The sequence below is a fragment of the Novosphingobium sp. TCA1 genome (genome assembly GCF_009811895.1).
Taxonomy (GTDB): domain Bacteria; phylum Pseudomonadota; class Alphaproteobacteria; order Sphingomonadales; family Sphingomonadaceae; genus Novosphingobium; species Novosphingobium panipatense_A.
In genome coordinates this window covers 293,727-318,548 of the sequence record NZ_BLJH01000003.1, presented here as the reverse complement: position 1 = coordinate 318,548, position 24,822 = coordinate 293,727, and the positions used below count along the sequence as shown (strand labels likewise).

At 66.5% G+C, this 24,822-nt stretch carries 19 protein-coding genes and 1 riboswitch; of the genes, 13 read left to right on the top strand and 6 right to left on the bottom strand.

Translation table 11 applies throughout. From position 1 onward, the window contains the following. From NTCA1_RS06655 to NTCA1_RS06640, 4 genes are read right to left on the bottom strand one after another with little or no spacing between them, the layout of a single operon-like run. Nucleotides 1-786: an ABC transporter ATP-binding protein gene (locus tag NTCA1_RS06655; RefSeq protein ID WP_133083690.1), complete on the bottom strand. Its 786-nt coding sequence runs from the start codon at nucleotides 784-786 to the stop codon at nucleotides 1-3. Next, nucleotides 783-1,751, bottom strand: coding sequence for an iron ABC transporter permease (locus NTCA1_RS06650; RefSeq protein WP_133083689.1), 969 nt, complete (start codon nucleotides 1,749-1,751; stop codon nucleotides 783-785). Before NTCA1_RS06650 ends, NTCA1_RS06655 begins: the two co-directional genes overlap by 4 nt. Further along, entirely contained in the window at nucleotides 1,748-2,707 is a 960-nt protein-coding gene (locus tag NTCA1_RS06645) for an ABC transporter substrate-binding protein (RefSeq protein ID WP_159829436.1), read from the bottom strand. The genes NTCA1_RS06650 and NTCA1_RS06645 overlap by 4 nt, the downstream gene beginning before the upstream one ends. Further along, the gene (locus NTCA1_RS06640; RefSeq protein WP_159829434.1) at nucleotides 2,704-4,536 is read right to left on the bottom strand and encodes a TonB-dependent receptor domain-containing protein; all 1,833 of its coding nucleotides are present in this window, start codon (nucleotides 4,534-4,536) and stop codon (nucleotides 2,704-2,706) included. The genes NTCA1_RS06645 and NTCA1_RS06640 overlap by 4 nt, the downstream gene beginning before the upstream one ends. Before the next feature lie 100 nt (nucleotides 4,537-4,636). Further along, nucleotides 4,637-4,828: riboswitch (cobalamin riboswitch) on the bottom strand. A gap of 208 nt (nucleotides 4,829-5,036) precedes the next feature. Between NTCA1_RS06640 and NTCA1_RS06635 the strand changes: the two genes are divergently transcribed. The 13 genes from NTCA1_RS06635 to NTCA1_RS06575 all read left to right on the top strand — a co-directional run bounded on the left by NTCA1_RS06635 (nucleotide 5,037) and on the right by NTCA1_RS06575 (nucleotide 21,213). Then, nucleotides 5,037-6,161, top strand: a complete 1,125-nt coding sequence (locus NTCA1_RS06635) for a cell wall hydrolase (RefSeq protein ID WP_236549133.1) — start codon at nucleotides 5,037-5,039, stop codon at nucleotides 6,159-6,161. Between the two features lie 142 nt (nucleotides 6,162-6,303). After that, nucleotides 6,304-6,651 carry a hypothetical protein gene (locus NTCA1_RS28640; protein ID WP_236549132.1) on the top strand — a complete coding sequence of 116 codons (348 nt, stop codon included), beginning with the start codon at nucleotides 6,304-6,306 and terminating at the stop codon, nucleotides 6,649-6,651. An 899-nt stretch (nucleotides 6,652-7,550) separates the two neighbouring features. Then, nucleotides 7,551-8,513: a malate dehydrogenase gene (mdh, locus tag NTCA1_RS06625; RefSeq protein WP_086491709.1), complete on the top strand. Its 963-nt coding sequence runs from the start codon at nucleotides 7,551-7,553 to the stop codon at nucleotides 8,511-8,513. A 169-nt stretch (nucleotides 8,514-8,682) separates the two neighbouring features. Beyond that, complete coding sequence (sucD, locus tag NTCA1_RS06620) at nucleotides 8,683-9,573, top strand: succinate--CoA ligase subunit alpha (protein ID WP_086491710.1); 891 nt, start codon at nucleotides 8,683-8,685, stop codon at nucleotides 9,571-9,573. 190 nt (nucleotides 9,574-9,763) lie between these two features. Further along, nucleotides 9,764-12,613: a 2-oxoglutarate dehydrogenase E1 component gene (locus NTCA1_RS06615; RefSeq protein WP_159829430.1), complete on the top strand. Its 2,850-nt coding sequence runs from the start codon at nucleotides 9,764-9,766 to the stop codon at nucleotides 12,611-12,613. An 8-nt stretch (nucleotides 12,614-12,621) separates the two neighbouring features. Further along, complete coding sequence (gene odhB / locus NTCA1_RS06610; protein ID WP_133083682.1) at nucleotides 12,622-13,854, top strand: 2-oxoglutarate dehydrogenase complex dihydrolipoyllysine-residue succinyltransferase; 1,233 nt, start codon at nucleotides 12,622-12,624, stop codon at nucleotides 13,852-13,854. Nucleotides 13,855-13,971: 117 nt separating this feature from the next. After that, nucleotides 13,972-15,372: a dihydrolipoyl dehydrogenase gene (gene lpdA / locus NTCA1_RS06605; RefSeq protein WP_159829428.1), complete on the top strand. Its 1,401-nt coding sequence runs from the start codon at nucleotides 13,972-13,974 to the stop codon at nucleotides 15,370-15,372. 391 nt (nucleotides 15,373-15,763) lie between these two features. Continuing rightward, on the top strand, nucleotides 15,764-16,345 hold the full coding sequence (locus tag NTCA1_RS06600) for a hypothetical protein (protein WP_159829426.1): 582 nt from the start codon (nucleotides 15,764-15,766) through the stop codon (nucleotides 16,343-16,345). A gap of 202 nt (nucleotides 16,346-16,547) precedes the next feature. Continuing rightward, on the top strand, nucleotides 16,548-16,973 hold the full coding sequence (locus NTCA1_RS06595; RefSeq protein WP_159829511.1) for a VOC family protein: 426 nt from the start codon (nucleotides 16,548-16,550) through the stop codon (nucleotides 16,971-16,973). A gap of 142 nt (nucleotides 16,974-17,115) precedes the next feature. Continuing rightward, nucleotides 17,116-17,562, top strand: a complete 447-nt coding sequence (locus tag NTCA1_RS06590; protein WP_159829424.1) for a hypothetical protein — start codon at nucleotides 17,116-17,118, stop codon at nucleotides 17,560-17,562. A 20-nt stretch (nucleotides 17,563-17,582) separates the two neighbouring features. Continuing rightward, entirely contained in the window at nucleotides 17,583-18,338 is a 756-nt protein-coding gene (locus NTCA1_RS06585; protein ID WP_086491717.1) for a TorF family putative porin, read from the top strand. A 240-nt stretch (nucleotides 18,339-18,578) separates the two neighbouring features. After that, nucleotides 18,579-20,096: a DUF4403 family protein gene (locus NTCA1_RS06580; protein ID WP_236549131.1), complete on the top strand. Its 1,518-nt coding sequence runs from the start codon at nucleotides 18,579-18,581 to the stop codon at nucleotides 20,094-20,096. Nucleotides 20,097-20,238: 142 nt separating this feature from the next. Beyond that, nucleotides 20,239-21,213 (top strand): zinc-binding alcohol dehydrogenase family protein, encoded by a 975-nt coding sequence (locus tag NTCA1_RS06575; protein ID WP_159829422.1) that lies wholly within the window; start codon nucleotides 20,239-20,241, stop codon nucleotides 21,211-21,213. 13 nt (nucleotides 21,214-21,226) lie between these two features. Here NTCA1_RS06575 and NTCA1_RS06570 read toward each other — a convergent pair whose 3' ends face one another. Both NTCA1_RS06570 and recN read right to left on the bottom strand, forming a co-directional pair. Further along, the gene (locus NTCA1_RS06570) at nucleotides 21,227-22,879 is read right to left on the bottom strand and encodes a hypothetical protein (protein ID WP_159829420.1); all 1,653 of its coding nucleotides are present in this window, start codon (nucleotides 22,877-22,879) and stop codon (nucleotides 21,227-21,229) included. Nucleotides 22,880-23,128: 249 nt separating this feature from the next. Then, the gene (recN, locus tag NTCA1_RS06565) at nucleotides 23,129-24,790 is read right to left on the bottom strand and encodes a DNA repair protein RecN (protein WP_086491721.1); all 1,662 of its coding nucleotides are present in this window, start codon (nucleotides 24,788-24,790) and stop codon (nucleotides 23,129-23,131) included. Nucleotides 24,791-24,822: the final 32 nt, after the last annotated feature.

The following is a 24,822-nucleotide window of genomic DNA, read 5'->3' as shown; positions in this document are numbered from 1 at the left end:
CTAGAACTGCTGCCGGAAGTCCACCGCCAGCGGCGCCGGGGCACCGATCGACAAGGCTCGCTCCCCCGGTTCGCCCAGCCAATGCGCCGGGCAGTTCCACACCCGGCTGATCACTTCTCGCGAGAGGGCCATTTCCGGCGGCCCTTCCGCCTCCACCCTGCCCTTCGCGAGGACCAGCACCTGATCGGCATGATTCATCGCCGTCGCCAGGTCGTGCAGGACCAGGACAACGCCCTTGCCTGCCCGCGCCTGCTGGCGAAAACGCTGCATCAGGGCCAGCCCGTGGGCGAGGTCGAGGCTGGCGAAAGGCTCGTCGGCCAGCAGCCAGCCGGGCTGGGTGGCCAGGACCCGCGCCATGAGCGCCCGCGCCCGCTCGCCGCCGGAAAGGGTCGAGACCGGGCGGTGGCGCAAGTCCTGAAGGTCCATCGCGGCGATCGCATCCTCGATCGCGTCCTGCGCTTCGGCAGCGGGGGCATCGCGCCAGGGCAGGCGGCCGAGCGAGATCAGCACTTCCACCGAGACGTCCCAGGCCACTTCCGGGGTCTGCGGCAGATAGCCCAGCCACTGCGCGCGCTGCGCCAGCGAAACGGCGGCAAGCGGCCGGCCGCCCATCACCGCCTGGCCGGAGTCCGGCTTGACCAGCCCTGCCATGACCGACAGCAGCGTGGACTTGCCCGCGCCGTTGGGGCCGCAGATCGCCGTGATCATGCCGCGCCGGCAGTTGAGCGAAACCCCGTCGAGACGGCCCGCTACCGTGACGTTGTCGGCGCCGAAGCCGAAGCTCATGCCACCATCCCCTGCCGCATCTTCAGCAGCAGCCGCAGGAAGAACGGCGCGCCGATCAGGCTGAGCGCGATACCCAGCCGCAGTTCGCCGCCCGCAAGCGGCATGATGCGGCAGAGGCAGTCCGCGAAGAGCAGCAGCAGCGCTCCAGCCAGCGCCGAGGGCACGATCAGCGAGGACGGCTTGCGGTCGGTCATCGGGCGCACCAGATGCGGCACCATCAGGCCGACGAAGCCGATGATCCCCGCCACCGCCACGCCCGAGCCGACGATCAGCCCGGCGCCCAGGATCATCATGGCCTGAAGCCGCAGCGGCTCCACGCCCAGCGACCGGGCGGCCATCTCGCCCAGGGTCATGGCGTCGAGATCGCGCCCGGCATGGAGCAGCACGCCGATCCCCGCGAGCGTCAGCGGCGCCGCGATCCAGACTTCACGCCACGACCGGTCGGCGAGCGACCCCATCATCCAGGTGACGATCTCGCTCATCGCGAAAGGCGACGGGGTGAGGCTGATGGCGAGGCTCATCAGCGCGCCCGCGAGGCTGGAGACCATGAGCCCGGCCAGCGTGAACAGTGCGACGCCGCCGCCGCGCCCGGCGATCAGCGCCAAGAGGGTCATTGCCCCGCCTGCACCGATCAGCGCGAAGACCGGCAGCATCCACGGGGCCGAGGCATAGCCGGTCCAGAAACTCAGCACCGCCCCCAGCGCCGCACCCGGCGCTATGCCGAACAGGCCCGGATCCGCGAGCGGATTGCGCAAGTAGCCCTGCATCGCCGCACCCGCCGCGCCGAGGCCCGCCCCCAGCACCAGGGCCAGGACGGCACGCGGCATCCGCAGCTCCACCAGGATGGTCGAGGCGCTGTGCAGCTCGGGAGAAAAAGGGTTGATCCAGACGCGGCCCGCCAGCAGCGACAACGGCACCGCCACGCAGAGCGCGAGGGCCAGAAGCAGGACAAGACGCAGGTTCATGGCGTTGAAGAAACGGTCCTTACGGCAATCGGCGCATTGGCAGTCCGGGATGAAAGGTATTCCCGGCGGGCCTCGCCCAGCTCGTCCAGCGCGCCTGGAATCGTCGGCCCGCCGCACCACAGGATGGAGCGGCTGAGCAGGAAACGCCGGGTACTTTTCAGCGCGGAAAGCGCCGGGTGGTGCAGCATTCGGTCCTCCTCGGCGAGCGGATCGCCCACCGCGAAGACCACGCGCGGCGGATCCGCCAGCACTTGCTCCAGAGGCAGGTAATCGGCCTGGGAGAGACCGCGCGCGCCGGCAATATTCGTAAAGCCGGTGTGCCTCATCATGTCAACGATCAGGGTCCGGTCTCCGGCGACAAGTCCACCGGATTCCCACACCAGTGCCGGAATTTCGCGCAAGTCCGCAGGCGGCGCATTGCGGGCCACGGCAGCGTCTATCTGGGCGACCAGCCTTTCGCCCTCGGCGACATGTCCCGTCAGCCGCGCCAGTTCGCGCACCTGCTCGCGCGCGGCGGCAAGATCGGAGGCGATCGGCATCTTCACCAGCCGGTAGCCCAGCCTGCGGAACGCCGCCTCGCTCGCGGGATCGAGGAAAGCGCTGGCCACCACCACTTGCGGATGGATCCTCGCCACTTCCTCCACCGTGCCGGAAACGGCGCGATAACGCCGCGCCTCGGCGATCGGCATGGAACTGCTCTCGGGATCGTGGCTATAGCTGGAGATCGCCAGCAACTGGCCCGGTCCGGTCACTTGCGCCAGAATCGCATCGGTGCAGGGGTTGAGCGAGACGATCGTCGGATAGCGGCCCGGTTCCGCGGGGGCGGCCTCGGTGGTGTCACCGCCCCCGCAGCCCGCCAGCGCCGCGACCGCTCCGGCAAGTGCCAGCGCGGCCGCGATGCGACGGGCCTCGCGCTTCCCCCTCCCGAAAGAGGACGGGGAAAGCGACAGGATCACATCTTCACCCGAACCCCGGCATAAGCCGCGCGGCCGGGCGTGCCGTAAGTCCGCACCACTTCGTAGTGCTCGTCGAACAGGTTCTCGACCCGGCCGTAGACCTGGACGTTGTGGGTGACATCATAGGCGGCGCGCAGGCCGACCACGACGTTTCCGCCGAGATAATTGACGTTGGCCACATCGTCGTAGCGCCCCCCGCCCACGCGCAGGTCCGCGCCGAGGCGGAAGCCCTGCGACCAGTGCTTGTCGAGGCTGGCGTAGAGGTTGGTCTTGGGACGGCGGGCCAGGCGCGCGCCGGTGATCTCGTTGGTGGCGTCGAGGTAAGTGGCCGAAAGGCTCATGTCGAAGCCCTCCCAGTCGGTCACCTGCATGCCCAGTTCCACGCCCTTGGCGCGGGCGCGGCCGACATTGTAGTAGTTCCACGCGGCCAGGTCGTAATCGATCAGGTTCTTCGTCTTGCGATCGAAGTAGGTGACCGAGAACGTGCCGTGCCCTTCCGCGAAGGGCTGCTCAACGCCCACGTCCCACGACTTCGAGGTCTCGGGATCGAGCGCGCGGAAACCGGCATTGGTATAGAGCTGGTAGAGCGAGGGCGCCTTGAAGCCCTCGCCATAGCTGGCGCGCAGGATCGGCGCGCTTTCGCTGCCGCCGATCACCCAGGCGCCATTGGCCGAGAAGGTCGTCTTGTGCCCGAAGTCCGAATTGTCGTCATAGCGCAACCCGCCGTTCAGCGTCAGGCCGGTGACCGGGCGCAGGGTGAGCATGCCGAAGACGCTGTCGATCGAGGTGGAATCCTTCGAGCCGTAGTTGTCCGAGAACTTCTGCTTCTCGGTCTCGGCGCCGACCAGCACGCTGACCATGCCGATCGGGGTGTAGGAGACCTGCCCTTCGAAGCGGTCGTTGCGGCCATTGGTGGTGAAGGGACCGAATACGGCATCGTCCGAGATGCGGCGGGTATCGGTAAGGCCGTAGCCGACACGCGCGGTCAGGCGGCCGTCGAGCCCCTTGTAGCGCAAGTTGGCATAGCCCACGGTGTCGCGCTTCATGCCCACATTCAGGGCATCGGCGCCGGTATTGTCGTAATCGTAGTTCGCCTTGGTCCAGTAGGTCCCGGCGTCGGCGGAAAGGCCGTTCACGATCTGCACTTCGGCGCGGGCATTGGCGCTCTTGCTTTCGAAGCCGTCTTTTTCGGCGCCGCCGCGGCGCTCGTTGAAGGCGGAATAGCCGTCACCCTTGAGCCAGTTGCCGCCCAGCGTCAGGCCGACCGGCCCCACTTTGCCCGCGGCCGAGGCGCCGAGCTGCTTCTGGTCACGCCAGCCATATTCGGCCTGGCCGCGCGCGGTCCATTCCTCGGTCGGGCGCGCGGTGATGAGGTTGATCACGCCGCCGATAGCGCGGCTGCCCCAGAGCACGCCGGAGGATCCGCGCACCACCTCGATGCGGTCGAACTGGCCGACGGTGAGGCTGCCGAAGTCGAAGCCGCCGCCCACGTCGCCCGGATCGTTGATGCGCACGCCGTCGATCAGCACCAGGCTCTGTGCGTTCTCGGCCCCGCGGATGAAGACGCTGGCGGGCTGGCCGAAGCCGCCGGACTGGGTGAAGGTCACGCCCGGCAGGCGGGCCAGCACGTCGGTGGCGGTCACCGCCTGGGTGCGCTCGATATCCTCGCGGGTGACGACCGAGACGGACTGGCCGATTTCGCTCGTGGGCGTTTCGGTGCGCGTCGCGGTGACGACGATATTATCGATGGCCGCTTCATCCGCCAGAGCGGGGACGGCAATGGACGTCGAGACCGCAAGGGCGGTCCCCAGCAAGAACAGGTACTTCACGCGTATTCCTCCAACCTGAACGACTTGTGCCGTCCATGGCGGAGCCGCGCGCCTTTTCCTTGCGCGTCTGCTCGCTGCAAGCCGGGACACCCCGCCCGGCTGCGGAACGACGGTCACAGGCAGGTCTCCTGGCTCCCGGATCGTCGCGCCGCCCTCCGCCTTCCCGGTGTGACCCAGTGGCATCGCGTGGAAGGGGCGCTCCCCGGTCACAGTTGCGGGGGCAGCTTTTCGACTTGCGCCGAAATTCCCTCTATGGGCCCGGCTCCGGGCCACCCATGACGTGGCGCGCAAATACGGGGCCGCGCGGGGGTTGGCAAGCGGGGCAGATGGGTGACGCACCGGTATCGCCGGGGGAAATCGCAAAGAGAGTCTTAAGCGATTCAGGCTATCCCGCGCGCCTGTACCGCTTCGGGACGCGCCGATCTCGATGGATGCCGCGCGGGCCAAAGCAGGATAGGCGCGAAGGGCGCCTCATGCGAGGAATGCCGAGAGGAACCGAATTGACCGCCGCCGCCCTGCCTTCCTGCGCCGAGACCTGGGAACCGCGCCCGCGCGATTTCCAGGGGAACTTCGTGCGCGGCGGACGCAGGCGGCTCCAACGCAGGCGACGGCGCTGGACGCTGGGCGCGGCCGGGCTGGTGGCGATCGCCCTGCCCGCTTTCGCCTCCCCGCCGCTCACCGCATGGAACAGCCTGACGGTCGGCACCGCCACGGCAGCGGACCAGACCGTTCTGCCCATGCCTTTCGAACAGGTGGGCGCCAGCTTCCCCGGCTCGGCCTATTACTACCTCGAAGCGGAAAAGCCGGTGCTGAAGGTCGGCGAAGGCATTCATTCGGACGCCGGCGATGCCGCGAGCGGCCCTGTCGCCCGCGCGTTCAGGATCGACAATTCCGGGGTGGACCGCAGCCGCGCGCTCCAATGCCTCACCGCCGCGATCTACTACGAAGCCGCCAGCGAGCCGGACGGCGGCCAGCGCGCGGTGGCCCAGGTCGTGCTCAACCGCGTGGCCCATCCGGCCTATCCCAAGACCGTCTGCGGCGTCGTCTACCAGGGATCGGAGCGGCCAACCGGCTGCCAGTTCTCGTTCACTTGCGACGGTTCGCTGGCCCGCGCACCGCAGCGCTACTTCTGGCAGCGGGCGGAGGACGTCGCCCGCGCGGCGCTGTCAGGCTACGTCTACGCGCCGATCGGCCTGGCGACGCATTACCACACGATCCAGGTCAATCCCTACTGGGCGCCGAGCCTCCGCTACCTGACGACGATCGGCGCGCACCGCTTCTACGCCTTCAACGGCGCGGCCGGAAACCCGGCCTCGTTCCGCTTCGCCTATCTCGGCGGCGAACCGCTCGCCGCGCCCCATCGCCGCGACGATTCCGCCGCAAGCGCCCTGGCCAATGCCGCACTCGACCCGCTGGCCGTGCAGCGGGCTTTCGAGGTTACGGCGCCCGTCCGGGGTGAGACCGTCACGCCGCCCGCCGCACCGGTCGCGGCGGCTCCCGCCTATTCCAGCGACGTGCGCGAACGCGGCGGCGAGGATCTCTACCGCGCCCGCAACCTGCCCGAAGCCACCGTGCGCCCCGAATATGCCAACTCGGGCAAATGGATCGCCCAGCCCACGAGCTAGGCGCGCGCTTTAAGGATTCGCCAAGGATCGGCCGCAAGGTTTCAGCAACCATAGGCCATCACCAAGACTTAGCGGCTTCATCCTATAACTGCCCTCCGAGACGCCATCTCCGAGCGTCCTTCAAAAAGAGGCGCACTTACCCATGGCCATCCGCTTTTCCGCAGCCCGGAAACGCTCCTGCCCCGTGATCGTGCGCGCTCTCTGCCCCTCGGTACCGCTCTGCGCAGCCAACGACAATTCCGCGCCCCGCGCACGCCTCCGCCGCCGCATCCGCGAGGCCACCGCCGATACCGCCAACGCGCGCATCTTCGCGGAAGCCCTGCGCCACTTCGCCCGCCACGGCCTTTCCGCCGCCGCCCATGCCCGCGCCCATGCCGCCGCCGCGCGTCTCGCCGGGGACGAGCATGCCTGCACCTGGTGGATTGCCATCTGCCGCCAACTCGACCGCCCCATGGCCGACGCCTTCGCCCGGCGCATCGGCAACGGGTAAGGCCTGCACAGCGCTTACGGGAGGGGACTTCGACAAGCTCAGGCTGAGCGGGGTTGAGAGCTGAGAGCGGACCGGAGCTAAAATGGCGCGCGGACGGGTCATTTCAGGCCCGGCTTCTGCCCTTCACATGCGGCATTACCCCCATTCCGCTCGCCCTGAGCCTGTCGAAGGGCTTGCACAGCGCCCGCCGGAGGAGCCTTCGACAGGCTCAGGCCGAGCGGCGTTGAGGGCCGGAGCAGACCGGAGCAAGAATAGGCATGGACGGGTCATTTCAGACCCGGCTTCCGTCCTTCACATGCGGCATTACCCCCACTCCGCTCGCCCTGAGCTTGTCGAAGGGCCTGCACAGCGCTCGCCGGAAGGGCCTTCGACAAGCTCCGGCTGAGCGGGGTGAGAGCTGGGGGCAGAATGGAACGGGTCGAGAGCACCATCATAGACAGTCCCCTTCGGAAACATTCCGCAAGAACGGCGACACCCGCCATTCGTCTGCGCCCTCTACAATAGCCTCGAGCACAATCTTCGGCGCGACCGTCTGCCCTTTCTTCGGGGCGACTCGCTGGCGGTGACGCTTGCCGGTCATCGGCGCGTGCGAGAGACTCGAGAGCGCGATGCGGGCCGGATGCGCAGGATGCAATCTGCGCCCTGACGGTTGCGGAAAAGAGGCCGAAACCCTCGTTTCGGACAGTGTTTTTCGCGCACTCCCGTGGCTTATTGCAATTGCGAACTATTATCAGTAAAAAGCGACGCACCAGCCATCCATGCGGGCTTTTCCCGGTTGCAATGTCGGTTCGGGGGGCGTAGGCCGCCCCTCGTTGAACACCGGCACCTGCCTCAGCGGGACAAGAGCAGGCCGCCTTTTCGTCCGTAGGTCCCGCCTTTGGGAAGGACAAGCAAGCATCATGGCTCGTAAGAAGATTGCCCTCATCGGCGCCGGCAACATCGGCGGCACCCTCGCGCACCTCGCCGCGCAGAAGGAACTGGGCGACATCGTCCTCTTCGACGTTGCCGAAGGTCTGCCGCAGGGCAAGGCGCTCGACCTGTCGCAGTGCGGCCCCGTCGAAGGCTTCGACGCCAAGATCACCGGCACCAACGACTATGCCGACATCGCCGGTGCAGACGTGATCATCGTCACCGCCGGTGTCGCCCGCAAGCCCGGCATGAGCCGCGACGACCTGCTGGGCATCAACCTCAAGGTGATGAAGTCGGTCGGCGAAGGCATCGCCGCCAACGCGCCCGACGCTTTCGTGATCTGCATTACCAACCCGCTCGACGCGATGGTCTGGGCGCTGCGCGAATTCTCGGGCCTGCCCGCGAACAAGGTCGTCGGCATGGCCGGCGTGCTCGACTCGGCCCGTTTCTCGACCTTCCTCGCCTGGGAATTCGGCGTCTCGATCCGCGACGTGAACACTTTCGTGCTCGGCGGCCACGGCGACACCATGGTGCCGGTCGTGCAGTACTCGACCGTCAACGGCATCCCGGTTCCCGACCTCATCAAGCAGGGCCGCACCACCCAGGAAAAGATCGACGCGATCGTCCAGCGCACCCGTTCGGGCGGCGGCGAGATCGTCGGCCTGCTCAAGACCGGCTCGGCCTTCTACGCGCCTGCCGCCTCGGGCATCGCCATGGCCGAAGCCTACCTCAACGACCAGAAGCGCATCCTGCCGATCGCCGCTTACGTCGACGGCCAGTACGGCGTTGACGGCCTCTATGTCGGCGTGCCCGCCGTGATCGGCGCGAACGGCGTCGAGGAAATCGTCGAGATCGAACTGGACGCGGAAGCCAAGGCCAACCTCCAGGTCTCGGTCGACGCGGTCAAGGAACTGCTGGTCGCCTGCAAGGGCATCGACCCCGCCCTCGCCTGATCCGAACACCACGGCCCCGCCCGCCCCGTAATTCGACGGGGCGGGCGGGGCTTCGGCCTATCCGGCCGTTGATTTTAACACTGGGGCGGTTGCACTTCGCGGAATTTGCGCCATGGCGCTACTCAAGCCGGAATCGGCCTACACCAGGAACAGGAATTAGGATCGACCTATGTCCATTCTCGTCGACAAGAACACCAAGGTCATTACCCAGGGCATGACCGGCAAGACCGGCAGCTTCCACACCGAAGCCGCGCTGGCCTACGGCACCCAGATGGTTGCCGGCGTCACCCCCGGCAAGGGCGGCACCAGCCACCTTGACCTGCCCCAGTACGACACCGTCGCCGAAGCCAAGGCCGCGACCGGCGCGACCGCCTCGTGCATCTACGTGCCGCCCGCAGGCTGCGCCGACGCCATCCTCGAGGCGATCGACGCCGAGATGGAACTGATCGTCGCGATCACCGAAGGCGTGCCGGTTCTCGACATGGTTCGCGTGAAGCGCGCCCTTTCGGGTTCGAAGTCGCGCCTGATCGGCCCGAACTGCCCCGGCGTCCTCACCCCCGGCGAATGCAAGATCGGCATCATGCCCGGCAGCATCTTCTCCAAGGGTTCGGTCGGCGTCGTCTCGCGTTCGGGCACGCTCACCTATGAAGCCGTGTTCCAGACCACCAACGCCGGTCTCGGCCAGACCACCGCAGTCGGCATCGGCGGCGACCCGGTCAACGGCACCAACTTCATCGACGTCCTGGAACTGTTCCTGGCCGACGAAGCCACCAAGTCGATCATCATGATCGGCGAAATCGGCGGCAGCGCCGAAGAAGAAGCGGCCCAGTTCCTCAAGGACGAAGCCAAGCGCGGCCGCAAGAAGCCCATGGTCGGCTTCATCGCCGGTCGCACGGCGCCTCCGGGCCGCCGCATGGGCCACGCCGGTGCCATCGTCTCGGGCGGCCAGGGCGGCGCCGAAGACAAGATCGCAGCCATGGAAGAAGCAGGCATCCGTGTCTCGCCCTCGCCGTCGCTGCTGGGCGAAACCCTTGTGGAAGTCCTCAAGGAATACGCCTGATCCAATACCCGCGGGCGGCGCGAATCTTCGGATTTGCGCCGCCCGCGGGACCCACAGGCGATCCGGCACGTTCGAGATGCCGGACGCACAATGCGAACGAAACGGCCCCTCCTCTCCCTCGGGACCATCGAACGCACTATTTAGCTTGGTAGCGCCGGCCGTTTTCCGGCGCGACAAAAGGTGACACCCGATGGGCGACGAAAGTTTCGACTTCACCCCCGATGATATCCTCGACGGACCGCAGGCCGGCCCGAGCTGGCAGCGCAAGAACTGGCCGCTGGTAGGCGCCGAGTTCGAGGACGACCTGACCCAGGGCCTCGACCCCAGCGCGCTGAAGGTCAAGATCGAGAAGGCAGCGGCAAAGGGCGGCCAGAAGGTCGACCAGTCCCGCATAGACGAAGCCGCGGCCGACGCAATCCGCGCCATGATGCTGATCCGCACATATCGCGTGCGCGGTCACCTGGCTGCCGATCTCGATCCGCTCGGCCTCAACCAGCGTCAGCTTCCCGCCGACCTGACCCCCGAATACCACGGCTTCGTAGGCGCCGCGCAGGACCGTCCGGTCTATGTCGGCGGTGCGCTCGGCCTGGAGTGGACGACCGTCCGCGAGATCGTGCAGATCCTGCGCGCGAACTATTGCGGCAAGGTCGGCCTCGAATACATGCACATCGCCGATGTCGAGGAACGCCGTTTCCTCCAGGAGCGGATGGAAGGCGCCGACAAGGAAATCGAGTTCACCCCCGAAGGCAAGAAGGCGATCCTTCAGGCCGTCGTGCGCGGTGAGCAGTACGAGAAGTTCCTCGGCAAGAAGTACGTCGGCACCAAGCGCTTCGGCCTGGACGGCGGCGAGGCCATGATCCCGGCGCTCGAAGCCGTGATCAAGTACGGCGGCACGCTGGGCGTCAAGGAAATCGTCTACGGCATGGCCCACCGCGGCCGCCTGAACGTCCTCGCGAACGTCCTTGCCAAGCCCTACAAGGTGATCTTCCACGAATTCTCGGGCGGCACCGCCAACCCGGAAGACGTCGGCGGATCGGGCGACGTGAAGTACCACCTCGGCACTTCGGCCGACCGTGAGTTCGACGGCATCAAGGTCCACATGAGCCTGATGCCGAACCCGTCGCACCTCGAAACCGTCGACCCGGTCGTGCTCGGCAAGGTCCGCGCCTACCAGACCATCGCCGACGACATCGGCGACGACATCGGTCCGGGCGCCAAGCACAAGCAGGTCCTGCCGGTCCTCATCCACGGTGACGCGGCCTTCGCCGGCCAGGGCATCATCTGGGAGTGCTTCGGCCTCTCGGGCGTGAAGGGCTACAACACCGGCGGTTGCATCCACTTCATCATCAACAACCAGATCGGCTTCACGACGAGTCCGCAGTTCGCGCGCAACTCGCCGTATCCCTCGGACGTCGCCAAGGGCGTCCAGGCGCCGATCCTGCACGTCAACGGTGACGATCCGGCTGCGGTGACCTTCGCGTGCAAGCTGGCGATCGACTATCGCCAGACCTTCGGCCGCGACATCGTGATCGACATGTGGTGCTATCGCCGCTTCGGCCACAACGAAGGCGACGAGCCCGGTTTCACGCAGCCGCTGATGTACCAGAAGATCCGCCAGCACCCGCCGGTCAGCAAGATCTACGGCGATCGCCTGAAGCAGGAAGGCGTCATCGACGACGCATTCCTGTCGCAGACGGAAGCGGAGTTCACCGCGCACCTCGAAGACCAGTTCGAGGCGGCCAAGACCTACAAGTCCAACCAGGCCGACTGGTTCTCGGGCCAGTGGAGCGGCTTCCACAAGCCCGCCGATCCCGAAACCGCGCGCCGCAACGTCGACACCACGATCGAGAACAAGCTGTTCGACAGCCTCGGCCGTACCCTGACCACGGTTCCCGAAGGCCTGACCGTCCACAAGACGCTGGCCCGCGTGCTCGCGGCCAAGGAAGAGATGTTCAAGTCGGGCGACGGCTTTGACTGGGCCACGGCGGAAGCACTCGCTTTCGGCAGCCTCGTCACCGAAGGCTACAACGTGCGCCTCTCGGGCCAGGACTGCGAACGCGGCACCTTCTCGCAGCGTCACTCGGTCTGGGTCGACCAGACGGACGAACGCAAGTACACGCCGCTGACCACCCTGCCCCACGGCCGCTTCGAAGTGCTGAACTCGACGCTGTCGGAATATGGCGTGCTCGGCTTCGAGTATGGCTTCGCCAGCGCCGATCCGAAGACGCTGGTGCTCTGGGAAGCCCAGTTCGGCGACTTCGCCAACGGTGCGCAGATCATCATCGACCAGTACGTCGCCTCGGCCGAGTCCAAGTGGCTGCGCGCCAACGGCCTCGTCATGCTGCTGCCCCACGGCTACGAAGGCCAGGGACCGGAGCACTCGTCGGCCCGTCTGGAACGGTACCTGCAGCTCTGCGCGCAGGACAACATCCAGGTCTGCAACATCACGACGCCCGCGAACTACTTCCACGTTCTGCGCCGTCAGATGCACCGCCCGTTCCGCAAGCCGCTGATCATCATGACCCCGAAGTCGCTGCTCCGCCACCCGCTGGCGAAGTCGGCTGCCTCGGAGTTCACCAGCGGCACCTTCTCGCGCATTCTTTCCGACCCCAAGGGTTCGGAAGACGCCGCGACCAAGAAGGTCATCCTGTGCTCGGGCAAGGTCTTCTACGACCTGCTCGAAGCCCGCGATGCCGCAGAGATCGACGACACCCAGATCATCCGCATCGAGCAGCTCTACCCCTTCCCGGGCGAGCCGCTGGCCAAGCGCTTGGCGCGCATGCCGAACCTCGAAGAGGTCGTGTGGTGTCAGGAAGAACCGCAGAACAACGGTTCCTGGTTCTTCGTCGAATCGCAGATCGAGGCTGCCGCCAAGGAAGCCGGCGCGGCCCAGCCGCGTCCGCGCTACGCCGGCCGCAATGCCTCGGCCTCGCCTGCCACCGGCCTCGCCAAGCGCCACGTTGCCGAACAGGCCGCGCTGGTTGCCGACGCGCTGCACCTTTCCGTTCGTTCCGAACTCCGTCGCAAGCAGAAGGCTTGAGATAAATCATGACCACCGAAGTCAAGGTCCCCGTCCTTGGGGAATCCGTCGCCGAAGCCACCATCGGCCAATGGCTGAAGCAGCCCGGCGAAGCCGTTGCCGCTGACGAGCCCATCGCCAGCCTCGAGACCGACAAGGTCGCGATCGACGTCATGGCGCCCCACGCGGGCGTCATGGGCCAGCAGATCGCCAAGGAAGGCGACACCGTCGTCGTCGGCGCGCTGATCGCCACGATCGAAGAAGGCACCGGCGGCGCCGCTGCACCCAAGGCCGCAGCCGCTCCGGCCGCTGCTGCCCCGGCTCCCGCTCCGGCAGCTGCTGCCGTGGCTCCCGCTGCCGCTGCTTCCGACGAAGGTTCGGCCGGTTCCTCGGTCCTCTCGCCGGCCGTGCGCCGCGCGATCCTGGAACACGGCATCGACCCGGCCACCATCAAGGGCACCGGCAAGGACGGCCGCATCACCAAGGACGACGTCCTCGAAGCGGCCAAGAACAAGCCCGCCTCGGCGCCTGTCGCAGCCTCGGCTGCCGCTGCTCCGGCTGCGCGCAGCGAGGAACGCGTCAAGATGACGCGCCTGCGCCAGACCATCGCCAAGCGCCTGAAGTCCGCGCAGGACAACGCCGCGCTGCTCACCACCTTCAACGACGTCGACATGTCGGCCGTCATCGAGGCGCGCGAGAAGTACAAGGACGTGTTCCAGAAGAAGCACGGCATCAAGCTGGGCTTCATGTCGTTCTTCGCCAAGGCTTCGGTCCTGGCGCTCAAGGACATCCCGGCGGTCAACGCGCAGATCGACGGCGACCAGATCGTCTACCACGACTACGTGGATATCTCGATCGCCGTCTCGGCCCCGAACGGCCTGGTCGTTCCGGTCGTCAAGGACTGCGACAAGCTGGGCTTCGCGGGCATCGAGAAGGCCATTGCCGAATTCGGCAAGAAGGCCAAGGAAGGCACGCTGACCATGGCCGACATGGCCGGCGGCACCTTCACGATCTCCAACGGCGGCGTGTTCGGCGGCCTGATGTCGACCCCGATCATCAACCCCCCGCAGTCGGCCGTGCTCGGCCTGCACCGCATCGAGGACCGCGCCGTCGTGCGTAACGGCGAAATCGTGATCCGCCCGATGATGTACATCGCGCTGTCCTACGATCACCGCCTGATCGACGGCCGCGAGGCGGTCACCGCGCTCAAGACGATCAAGGAAGCGATCGAGGATCCCACGCGTCTCCTCATCGACCTCTGAGTTACGAAACCCCGCCCACCCCGATCCGGTCGGGCGGGGTTTTCACTTGAGCCGAAATGACTATTTTCCGCTCGTGCCCTGAATAGTGCGAAGCACGAGCGTACGGAGGCCTGAACAATGGCTGATTACGATTACGACGTCCTTGTCATCGGTGCCGGCCCTGGCGGCTATGTCGCAGCGATCCGCGCCGCGCAGCTCGGTCTGAAGACCGCCTGCGCCGAAGGCCGCGAGACGCTGGGTGGCACCTGCCTCAACGTCGGCTGCATCCCCTCGAAGGCCCTGCTCCACGCTTCGGAATATTTCGAAGCAGCGAAGGAAGGCGGCTCGATGGCCAAGATGGGCATCAAGGTCACGCCCGAGCTGGACCTCGACACCATGCAGGGCCAGCGCCTCGACGCAGTGAAGGGCCTGACCGGCGGCATCGAGTTCCTGTTCAAGAAGAACAAGATCGACTGGCTGAAGGGCTATGCCCAGTTCAAGGACGCGCACAGCGTCGAGGTGGCCGGCAAGACCGTGACCGCCAAGAACATTGTGATCGCCACCGGCTCCTCGGTCACCCCGCTTCCGGGCGTCGAGATCGACAACGCCGGCGGCGTGGTCGTGGATTCGACCGGCGCGCTGGAACTGAAGGCCGTCCCCAAGAAGATGGTCGTCATCGGCGGCGGCGTGATCGGTCTGGAACTCGGTTCGGTCTGGCGCCGTCTCGGCGCGGAAGTCACCGTCGTCGAGTTCCTCGACCAGCTCCTGCCGGGCATGGACGGCGAAGTGCGCCGTGAAGCCGGCAAGATCTTCAAGAAGCAGGGCATGACCCTGAAGCTCGGCACCAAGGTCACCGGCGTGACCGTTGAGGGCAAGACCGCCAAGGTCACGGTGGAACCCGCCAAGGGCGGTGACGCGGAAGTCATCGAAGCCGACGTCGTGCTGGTTTCGATCGGCCGCCGTCCCAACACCGAAGGCCTCGGCCTCGGCAATATCGGCCTCGAACTGAACGCCCGCGCCCAGATCGAGACCGACCACGACTTCGCCACCAAGGTGGACGGCGTCTGGGCCATCGGCGACGTGATCCCCGGCCCGATGCTCGCCCACAAGGCCGAAGACGAAGGCATCGCCGTCGCCGAGAACATCGCGGGCCTGACCGGCATCGTGAACCATGACGTGATCCCGGGCGTGGTCTACACGCAGCCGGAATTCGCGGGCGTCGGCCTCACCGAGGAAGCCGCCAAGGAACGCGGCGCCATCAAGGTCGGCAAGTTCCCGATGCTGGCGAACTCGCGCGCCAAGACCAACCACGAGCCCGACGGTTTCGTGAAGGTGATCGCCGATGCCGAGACCGACCGCGTCCTCGGCGTGTGGTGCATCGCCTCGGTGGCGGGCACGATGATCGGCCAGGCCGCGCAGGCCATGGAATTCGGCGCGACCTCGGAAGACATCGCCTATACCTGCCACGCGCACCCGACCCACTCGGAAGCGATCAAGGAAGCGGCCATGGCCGTGCTGGGCAAGCCGATCCACATCTGATCGGCGGCCTCTTTCCCAGGGTTTGCAAAAGACCGGCGGTGCGCAAGCATCGCCGGTCTTTTCGTTTTGGTGAACCTGTTGAAAACTACCCTATCCACCCGCTCAGGCTGAGCCTGTCGAAGCCCCCTGCGGCGTGGCGCTAAGGGTCCGTTGGCTGAAGAACGCCACATTGTGGAGCAAGAGCGGCCGATAGTCCGGCGTGGCGGGTGGGCTTCGACAAGCTCAGCCTGAGCGGGTGGGTTAAAACCGCGCCAGCGTGCGGGTGCTCCGGCACTCGGAGAGATAACAAGCCCCCGAAACCACCGGCAACCTTTCAATGGTTTAATACACTAGCGGACTGATTGGGAACGCCGAAATTGCGGACATCACTTAGCTTGGGCATTGTAGATTAATGCATCAATCCGAACGCAAATTTGCCCATGTCGACGCCCCTAAAGCAAGAAAGCAATTCGGCAGCATTGCCGGAGTTCTGTTTGTGTTTTTCTCCACCGCAACCCAAGCGGAGGCGCCGCCGTCGTCAGTCCCCGATGTCCTGAAAGCAACGACAACTTATATTTGCACACTCGACCGGCCCGATGGAGCAATGACATTACTGGCATTGCAGACTTCCAGCACGCAAAAAGACCTTTACTTTCGCGCGACAGGACTAAACGGTTGGCCTGAGAAGACAGTGTCAGCCAAAGCCCAGACACTCATCGCCGCCCCAATACCGCCGTTCGAGGGTGGAATTTCTCATCTGGTAATCTTCGAAACATCCATGGCAGGAAGCCCTTACCGGTTTCAATTCACGGTTAGCCAGGTCCCGGTGCTAAAGGCACACAAACCCATTGATCAGAATGGAATCATCCTGACTAATCGATCCGCAACCCTGTCAGTCAGCACAAGACAACAAAATGCCACCAATTTCAAACCCGTTGGCAGCGGCTATTGCGAAGTCCAAAAGGATGCCGAGGTGTTCGAACTCGTCGAATGACTACTTCGCGGCGCGCCCGCTGACTTAACCACTTGCCAGGCGACATCGCGCCGAAAAGCATCGCCCATTTAGTTAGCAACCGGAAGTGCTCTTGCCGTACAACGCTCCGATGCGAGCGGCATGATGGATCCTGAAACAAGTTCAGGATGACGGCGGGGTGATACCCATGGCCTCCCCTCGCCATCCCCGCTATCCCTCCCCCATGACCCTGCGCCCGTTCCATCTCGCCTTTCCCGTCCACGATCTCGATGCCGCGCGGGCGTTCTGGGGTGGGGTCATGGGGTGCCGCGAGGGGCGCAGCAGTGCCACCTGGGTGGACTTCGACTTCCATGGCCACCAGATCGTCGCCCATCTCGTGCCGGGCATGGCGCGCGGGGATGCCGGGGCCAATCCGGTCGACGGCCACGGCGTGCCGGTGCCGCATTTCGGCATCGTGCTTGACATGGAGGACTGGCAGGCGCTGGCCGCAAGGCTGCGCGAAGCAGGGACGGCGTTCGGCATCGAACCTTATATCCGCTTTGCCGGACAGGCGGGCGAGCAGGCGACGATGTTCTTCCGCGACCCTTCTGGCAATGCCGTCGAGATGAAGGCCTTCGCCGATCTCGGCCAGCTTTTCGCGAAGGACTGAACGCCTTCCAGGACAGGCAATTTCAACCGCCGGACACAAACCGGACATGTCCGCCTGCTACCTCCGATGCACAACAATTGAGCAGGCAATGCCTTATTTTTAGGCAACATCTGTTCCTGAGCACAACGAGAGGATGTAAGACGTGAGCCTCCTGATCCTGACTGCCGCTGCCCTCGGCGCCTCTACGCCCGTCCCCGCGCCCAATGCCGCCCACAGCGTCCAGATCGACCATCGCGGCGCCAGTTATGCCGTGGACTACGTCACCCACGTCGAGACGCGCGCCAAGGCCATAGGCATTTCGCCCTCGACCCGGCCCAGCTCGCGCCGCTGCATCGTCACTGCCGAAGTCAGCGTCGAGCGCCGCATCCAGCCCGCGGGCGGCGGCCATGCCATCGCCACGCGCCTGCCTGGCACCCGCAGCTTCACCCAGAACCACCCGGGCGACTGCCGCAAGGGCAGCGACGACGGCGCCCGACTGGTCGCGGCCCGCTCCGACGCGATCGACGCCCACGTCCGCGAACTCGCCTCGGCCGATCATCACGACACCCTGGCCGCCATCGACGCCGCCCGCGATTTCGCCGTGAACTGAATCAGGCTAGAGGCCTGCGAATGAACCGTTTCCTGATTCCGGCGGCCCTCTCGGCCGCCGCCTTCGCCGCGCCCGCAGCCGTTCTCGCGCAGTCCGCCTCCCCCAGCGTTTCCATCGAAGCGACCACGGACCTGCGCGAACGCGGGCTGAGCTGGTCGGACGGCAAGGCGGCCATGTCGCTCGACGCCACCCTGCCCCTGTCGCAGAGCGTGACCGTCGACGTCAGCGCCGCGACCCTGAGGGACAGCGCGCGCCACGGCGGCGCCGACCTTGGCCTCGACGTCACCCCCGAAATCGCGCTGCTGTCTAGCGGCGGATGGACGCTCTCGGCCGGTGCCGCGGGCCATGTCTTCGTGGGCGGCGCGGGCCTGAGCTACGGCGAGGCGACCTCCCGGCTCTCCTACGCCCTCGGCCCGGCGCAGCTGGCCCTGGGTGCCAGCTTCGCGCCTTCGCAGAAGGCCATCGGCGGCAGCAACCTCTACCTTGAAGCCAATGCGGCGATGTCGCTGCCCGGCACCGCGTTCACGCTCTACGGCGGCGGCGGCTACAGCTCCGGCTCGACGCGGGACGGCCTGCAGGCCGCCGAACGCGTGCGCCGCCTGCGGCCCGACGGCAGCTACTGGGACTACTACCTCGGCGTCGAGCGCCAGATGGACCGCCTTGCACTGGGTCTGCGCTACACCGGCACGTCGGTGAGCGACGACACCGCACCCGGCCGCTATCTGGACCGCGACACCGGCTCGCGGATCTCGGCCTATTTGCGTTTCACCCCCTGAGGGGATGAGTCTGTTTGAAAATCCGCCGCAGGCGGATTTTGGCGGCACCAGCCCACGCCCCCACCCGACCTCCCATCAGGATACACTCGTGGGAGGTCGGGTGGGGGCGCCTGAATCCAAACGGGGCTGGTGCCGCCTTGAAAATGCCTCTCGGGCATTTTCAAAAAACTCCAACTCGCAACCAGCGCCAGCCTCGGGTATTGTCCCTTCTCAAGGGGAGATATCCGGGGCAACCACGGCATGAGGACAGCAACCATTCGCTCGGCCCGAGCGCCTCGCAGGCGAGCCTCGCGGGCGCTCATGGCCCATCTGGCTCTCGTCCTCGCAGTGGCCGGATGCAAGGGCGGCTCCGACGACGAGCCGCCGCCCAGAGCGAACGACACGATCGCGGTCGAGCCGCAGGCCTCGCTCATCACCGTGCCGATCCATGCCGACGTCACCGGCCTTGCCGCCGCGCTGGAAGAGGAAATCCCGCGCCGGCTCTGGGCGATAGACCGGCCCGAAACGCCCTGCGTCGCCTCGAAGCGGGTCAAGGTGGCCTTCGTCAAGCTCAAGACCCCCACCATCAAGTGCCGCATCGTCGGCGAAGTGACGCGCGGTCCCTTGCGCTTCGTGGGCAAGGGGCGCGACATCGTGCTGTCCATGCCGCTTCACGCCGTCGTCCGTGCCGAGGATATCGGCGGCATCCTGAAGCGCGAGACCGCCACTGCCGATGCCAATGCCCATGCCACCATCCGCCTGACCATTGGCCGGGACTGGTCCCCGCGCGGCACCGTGGATATCCGCTACGACTGGACCAACCGCCCGCACCTCGACTTCCTGGGCCAGCGCGTGGACTTCGCGGACAAGGCCGACGAGAAGCTGAAGCCGGTGATCGCCCGCCTCGAACGGACCCTGCCGCGCCACCTTGCCCGCATGGAACTGCGCCCGCAGATCGAGCGCGCGTGGGATTCGGCCTTCACCTCGCTGCTGCTCAACGAGAAGAACCCGCCCGTCTGGATGCGCGTAACGCCGCAGGAGCTGCAATATGGCGGCTACGAGCTGAAGGGCAATCACCTGCTGCTGCGCCTCGGCCTCAAGGCGCTGACCGAGACTTTCATCGGCGATCGGCCAGCCGATCCGGCGCCCCGCGCGCTGCCGCCGATGCGGCCGCTGGAGGAGGAAGCCGGAAAGCTCGCCTTCTTCATCCCCGTGATCGCCGACTACCGCCAGCTGGAACCGGTGCTGATCCGCGCCTTGTGCAAGCGTGCGCAGCGGCCTTTCGAAGTGCCGCATTTCGGGCCGATCTTCGCCGATTTCCAGAAGGCGACGATCTACGGCACCACCGGCCGCCGCATCGCCGTGGGCGTGACTTTCACAGCCCGCGACAAGGCAGGCCGGATCAAGCCCGCGCGCGGCACCGTGTGGATGACGGCCATGCCGGTCAATGCGGAGAATTCCCGCAAGGTCGATTTCGCCGACTTCCACGTCAGCGGCACGACCGACGCCGTCGGCGGGGACCTGCTGCTGCGGCTGGCCAATACGCCGGGGATGTCGGGCACCCTGTCGTCGGCGCTGGGGCAGAATTTCGAGAAAGACTACCAGGAACTGCTGGGCAAGATCGCCCATGCCATCGACGACAAGCGCGAAGGTTCCTTCATCATCCGCGCCCAGGTCCGCCAGGCCCAGACCGGACGGATACAGGCAAGCGGACAAGGCCTCTACCTTCCCGTTTCCGCCCAGGGCACCGCCGCGATCGAGCTGCGCCCGCAGAAGTGACCCCCGGCCCAAATCGGGAAGGGAAAGGCCCCGCCTGCACCAAAACGGGATTCCCCGGAATTCGAGCAGCCTTGACGTGCAAACGATTTTATACAGAGTTGTCCAACATTCCTAACTCCAACCAGACGACTACGGGGATCGCTTGAAGGCTGTACTTTGCTCCGGGACAGGAGGCCGCCCCACACTGACATTCGGTGAGGCACCCGATCCGGTCATCGCGGACGACATGGTGCTGATCCGCGTGGAACTCGTCTCCATCGAAGCGATCGACGTGGTCAAGCTCGCGCTCTATCGCAGCGGGCTGGCGGACGTACCGGCAGGCGGCATCGTCGGCTGCCAGGCCAGCGGCACGGTGATCGCGATGGGCAGCGCCGTCACCCGGTTCGGCGTGGGCGACCGGGTCGTGGCCTATCACGGCTGCGGCAGCCATGCGGAATTGTTCGCGGCGCCCGAAGCCTCGACCTGGCACCTGCCCGAGGGCCTCGACCCCGGCAGCGCCGCCGCCGCGCCCTTCACCCTGGCCGCCACCCACGACACGCTTCTCGCACGCGGCAAGCTTGTGCCGGGCGAGACGATCCTGATCAACCATGTCACCAGCAGCCTCGGCCTCGTCTCCGTGCAACTGGCGATCGAGGCCGGCGCCCGCGTGATCGGCATCGCCCGCGACCCGATGTGCGAGGAACGGCTGAACCGGATCGGCCTTGCCGACGTGCTCAACGCGGGCCGGGACGACATCATCGCGCGGTGCCTGGAACTCACCGGGGGCCAGGGCGTGGATTTCGTGTTCGACGTAAGCGCGGGAGACCGGATCACCCAGCTCGCCAGACTGGTCAAGCCGGGCGGCCGCTATGCCGCGTTCTCCCCCGCCGAAAGCCTGGCGAGCGTGGGCTATGGCCGCGATGGAACCACGCCCGATATCGGCCGCCTGACGATCATGCCGTCATCGCCGATGCAGGATCCCCTCGTCCATGCCCAGGTCGCCGCGATGCTCGCGCGCGTCGCGGGCGGCGAACTGCTGCTGCCGATCGAGCACGAATTCGCCTTGTGCGAGGCGGCCGAGGCTTACGAATTCATCCTGAGCGGCCAGCCTTTCGGCCACATCGTGATGCGGCCCTGAACGACCGGTCCCCTCACACGCCCTCAGGATAGACCGGACGGATGTCCACCGGCAGGTCCGCCATGCTGGCGATCACCGCTTCCGCCTGCGGATCGAGCTTCGCCCAGCGCGCCATGAAGGCCTTGGTGCCTTCGTAGTCGCCGCGCGCCTGAAGCATCAGCATGTCGTGCAGCAGGTCGCGCAGGCCCGCTTCCATCTTCGCATCGTCGTAAGTGTAGCGCCTGGTCGCCGCGTCGTAAGTGAAGGCACCCTTGTCGAGCAGGTAGCCGTATTGCAGGGCCGCGCCCTTGCCATGGGCCTCCACCGCGCCGAAGCGCACCGCGCGGAAGATGCCCGCGACATAAGTGGCGAAAAGCTGCGGGCGCTCCGAAGCGGGGATCTCGCCCTTCTTCATCATCAACAGGATGTCCCAGACCCCGGCGACATCGGCCTTGGCTTCCTCGATCGCCGAGTTCTGCTCCTTGAGCGCCTTGTCCACCGTGGTCGTCTGGCCGTTCACGACGATCGTGCCCGGCCCCAGGCTGTGCGACAGTTCGTGGAACAGCGTTTCCAGCTGCATGTACTTGCGATCGACCTGCGCCGCCTGCGCAGGCACCAGCACCAGCGCGCCCATCGGCTTCAGGATGCGCTCGAACTTGGCGCCAAGCACGTTGGAAAGGATCACTTTCTTCGCGCCTTTCGCCTCGCGCACGCGCTCGTCGTTGGGCAGGTTGAAGGCCACCGTCTGCGGCCCCGGCACATTGTCGCCGCCGCCGCGAATCTGCTCCGCCACGGCAATCGGGCTTTCGAAGCCGCGCTGGAAGTTCTTGTATTCCTCCTCGATCGGCAGGTTCGCTTCCATGTCGCGCAGATAGTTCTTGTACTTGGCGAGCGACGCCGATTCCACCGGGTCCTTCAGCGTCACGAAGCTCTCGAACGAGGTCTTCGCCCCCATCAGCCGGTCGGTATAGACCTCGTAAGGCCCGATCGCGACTTCGATGGGCGTGTCCTTAAGGTCCATCCACGCCAGTTCGCTCTCGTAGTAGTCGTCCGTGCGGAAGGCCTTGGCGCGAAGGGAGAGGAACTTCTTGAGGCTGGCATTGGTGGTGCGCGCCGCCGCCTGGTCCAGCAGCTTGGCCGCCGGTTCCAGCCATTCCTTGTAAGCGACCGAATAGGGCACCGCCACCAGCTTCGCGCCGTCGCGGCGAACCACCGTGTAAGGGCTGGTGAGCGCCGCCTTCTGGTCCGGGTGCGCGGCGAGATAGGCCTCGAAATCGGCGCGCGTCAGGTCCTCGGGATAGAAGCCCGCGCCTTCCGGCATCGGCGCGGTGCCCCAGAACGGGTGCAGGTCGGCCAGTTCGTCCCAAGGACCGAAATTGCGGTCGAACATCTCGACCAGCAGGTCGCGATCGGCGCGGCGGTTCATCGCGATCGCGCGGCGCACTTGCGGGTTCTCGGCATAGCGCTGTCGCAGATAGACCTCGCTCATCAGGTCCGACGCCTTGATGAGCAGGTTCACCACGTCGCGCTCCTCGGCGGAGAGGAACTTCGTCTCCACTTCCATGGGAATCGTCGCCAGCTTCGCCTTCTGCGCGGCAAGGTCGTAGGCCGGTTCAGCAGCAAGCGCCGAAACGGAAACGAGACCGGTCGCGGCGAGCAGCGCGGAGGCGAGGAGGAACTTGGGCATGGAATAGGGTCCGTCTGGGGGATTGATGGAGCGGACCCTAGGCCTCTCGTTTAGGGAAAGAAAGGTAGAAGCAGGGGAGCTTAGCCCCCCTGCACCCCCAAGACTGTCGAGGTCATGCGGACCAACCACGTCGTGCGCCCATGGCTGCGTCGGGAGACATATTGGCTGCGCCGCAAGGAGCGCACTACGGATAGGTGGCGCACGACGTTGACATTCCGAGGGTCCGGGGGATCATCCCCCGGAATCTTCTTAAACTTCCAGCAACCGATCCGCCTGCGCCCGCGCCTCAGCCGTCACCTCGGCCCCGGAGAGCATCCGCGCGATCTCTTCCTTGCGCTCGCCCTCGTCGAGCAGCGCCACGGAGGTCCGCGTAACCGTCCCCTCGCTGGACTTGGCGATCATGTAGTGCCGCCGCCCACGCGCCGCGACTTGCGGGCTATGGGTGACGGCCAGCAGCTGCCCATCCGAGGCGAGCCGCGCCAAACGCTCACCGATGGCACTCGCCACCGCGCCGCCCACGCCCCGGTCGATCTCGTCGAAGATCACCGTCGCCGCGCCGCCCTCTTCCGCCAGCGCCACCTTGAGCGCGAGGATGAAGCGCGAGAGTTCGCCGCCCGAGGCGATCTTGGCGAGCGGGGCGAAATCGGCGCCGGGGTTGGTGCTGATCAGGAATTCGACCCCGTCCATGCCCTGCGCGTTCCAGCGCTCCTCGGGCAGGCGGATCACCGAAGTCTGGAATCGCGCGGCATCGAGCTTGAGCGGTGCCAGTTCGGCGGCCACGGCCTTGTCCAGCCGCTTCGCTGCCGAGCGCCGCAGATCGTGCAGCGCCTCGGCCAGTTCGCGATAGGCCAGCGCGGCCTTCTGCGCCGTGCGCTCCAGCGCCGCGACATGCTCCTCGCCGCCTTCGATGGCATCGAGCGCGCTGCGCATCTCGCGCATCTTCTCGGGCAGATCGTCGACCTGGCAGGCCTGCTTGCGCGCGGCGGCGCGAAGATCGAACAGACGGGTCTCGATGCGGTCCAGCTCGTCGGGATCGAAGGCCAGCGCCTCGGCGGCGCGGTCAAGCCGGTCTTCCGCCTCGCTTGCCTCGATCACGGCGCGGTCGAGCGCCTCCATCGCCTCGGCCAGCAGCGGATGCTCCCCGGCGATCCGGTCGAGCCGCCGCGATGCACCGCGCAAGCTGGCCAGCGCGGAATCGGAGCCGGTCCAGAGATGCTGAAGCGCGGCCAGATCGTCGGCCAGCTTCTCACCCTTCTGCATGCCGGCGCGGGCCTGCGCGAGTTCCTCTTCCTCGCCTTCCAGCGGCGCAAGGGCATCGAGTTCGGCAAGGTGCGCCAGCAGGAGGTCCTGGTCCTCGGCCGCCTTGGCCACTTGCGCGCGGGCACTGTCGAGCGCCTGCTGCGCCGTGCGCCAGGTCTTCCACGCCGCCTCCACGCCCGCGACGTCGCCCCCGGCGAACCTGTCGAGCAAGGCGCGGTGGCCCCGGGCATTGACGAGACCGCGATCGTCGTGCTGGCCGTGGATCTCGACCAGCGTGGGCGCGATCTCGCGCAGCAGGGCGACGCCCACCGGCTGGTCGTTGAGGAAGGCGCGGCTGCCGCCGTCGGCCTTGAGCTGGCGCTTGAGGATCAGCGGCTCGCCCGGCTCGATCTCCACGTCGGCATCGTCGAGCACGGCGCGCAAGCCGTTCGGAAGCTGCGCGAACTCGAAACTGGCGGTAACCGTGGCCCGGTCCTCTCCCGCCCGCACGAGGCCGCTGTCGGCGCGGTTGCCGATGACGAGGCCCAGCGCATCGAGCAGGATCGACTTGCCCGCGCCCGTTTCACCGGTGAGAACGCCCAGCCCCTTCGCAAAGTCGAGGTCGAGCGCTTCGATCAGCACGATATTGCGGATGGAAAGGCGGTTCAGCATGTTCGCGGTCCGTTCTAGCGAAAGAAGTTCCG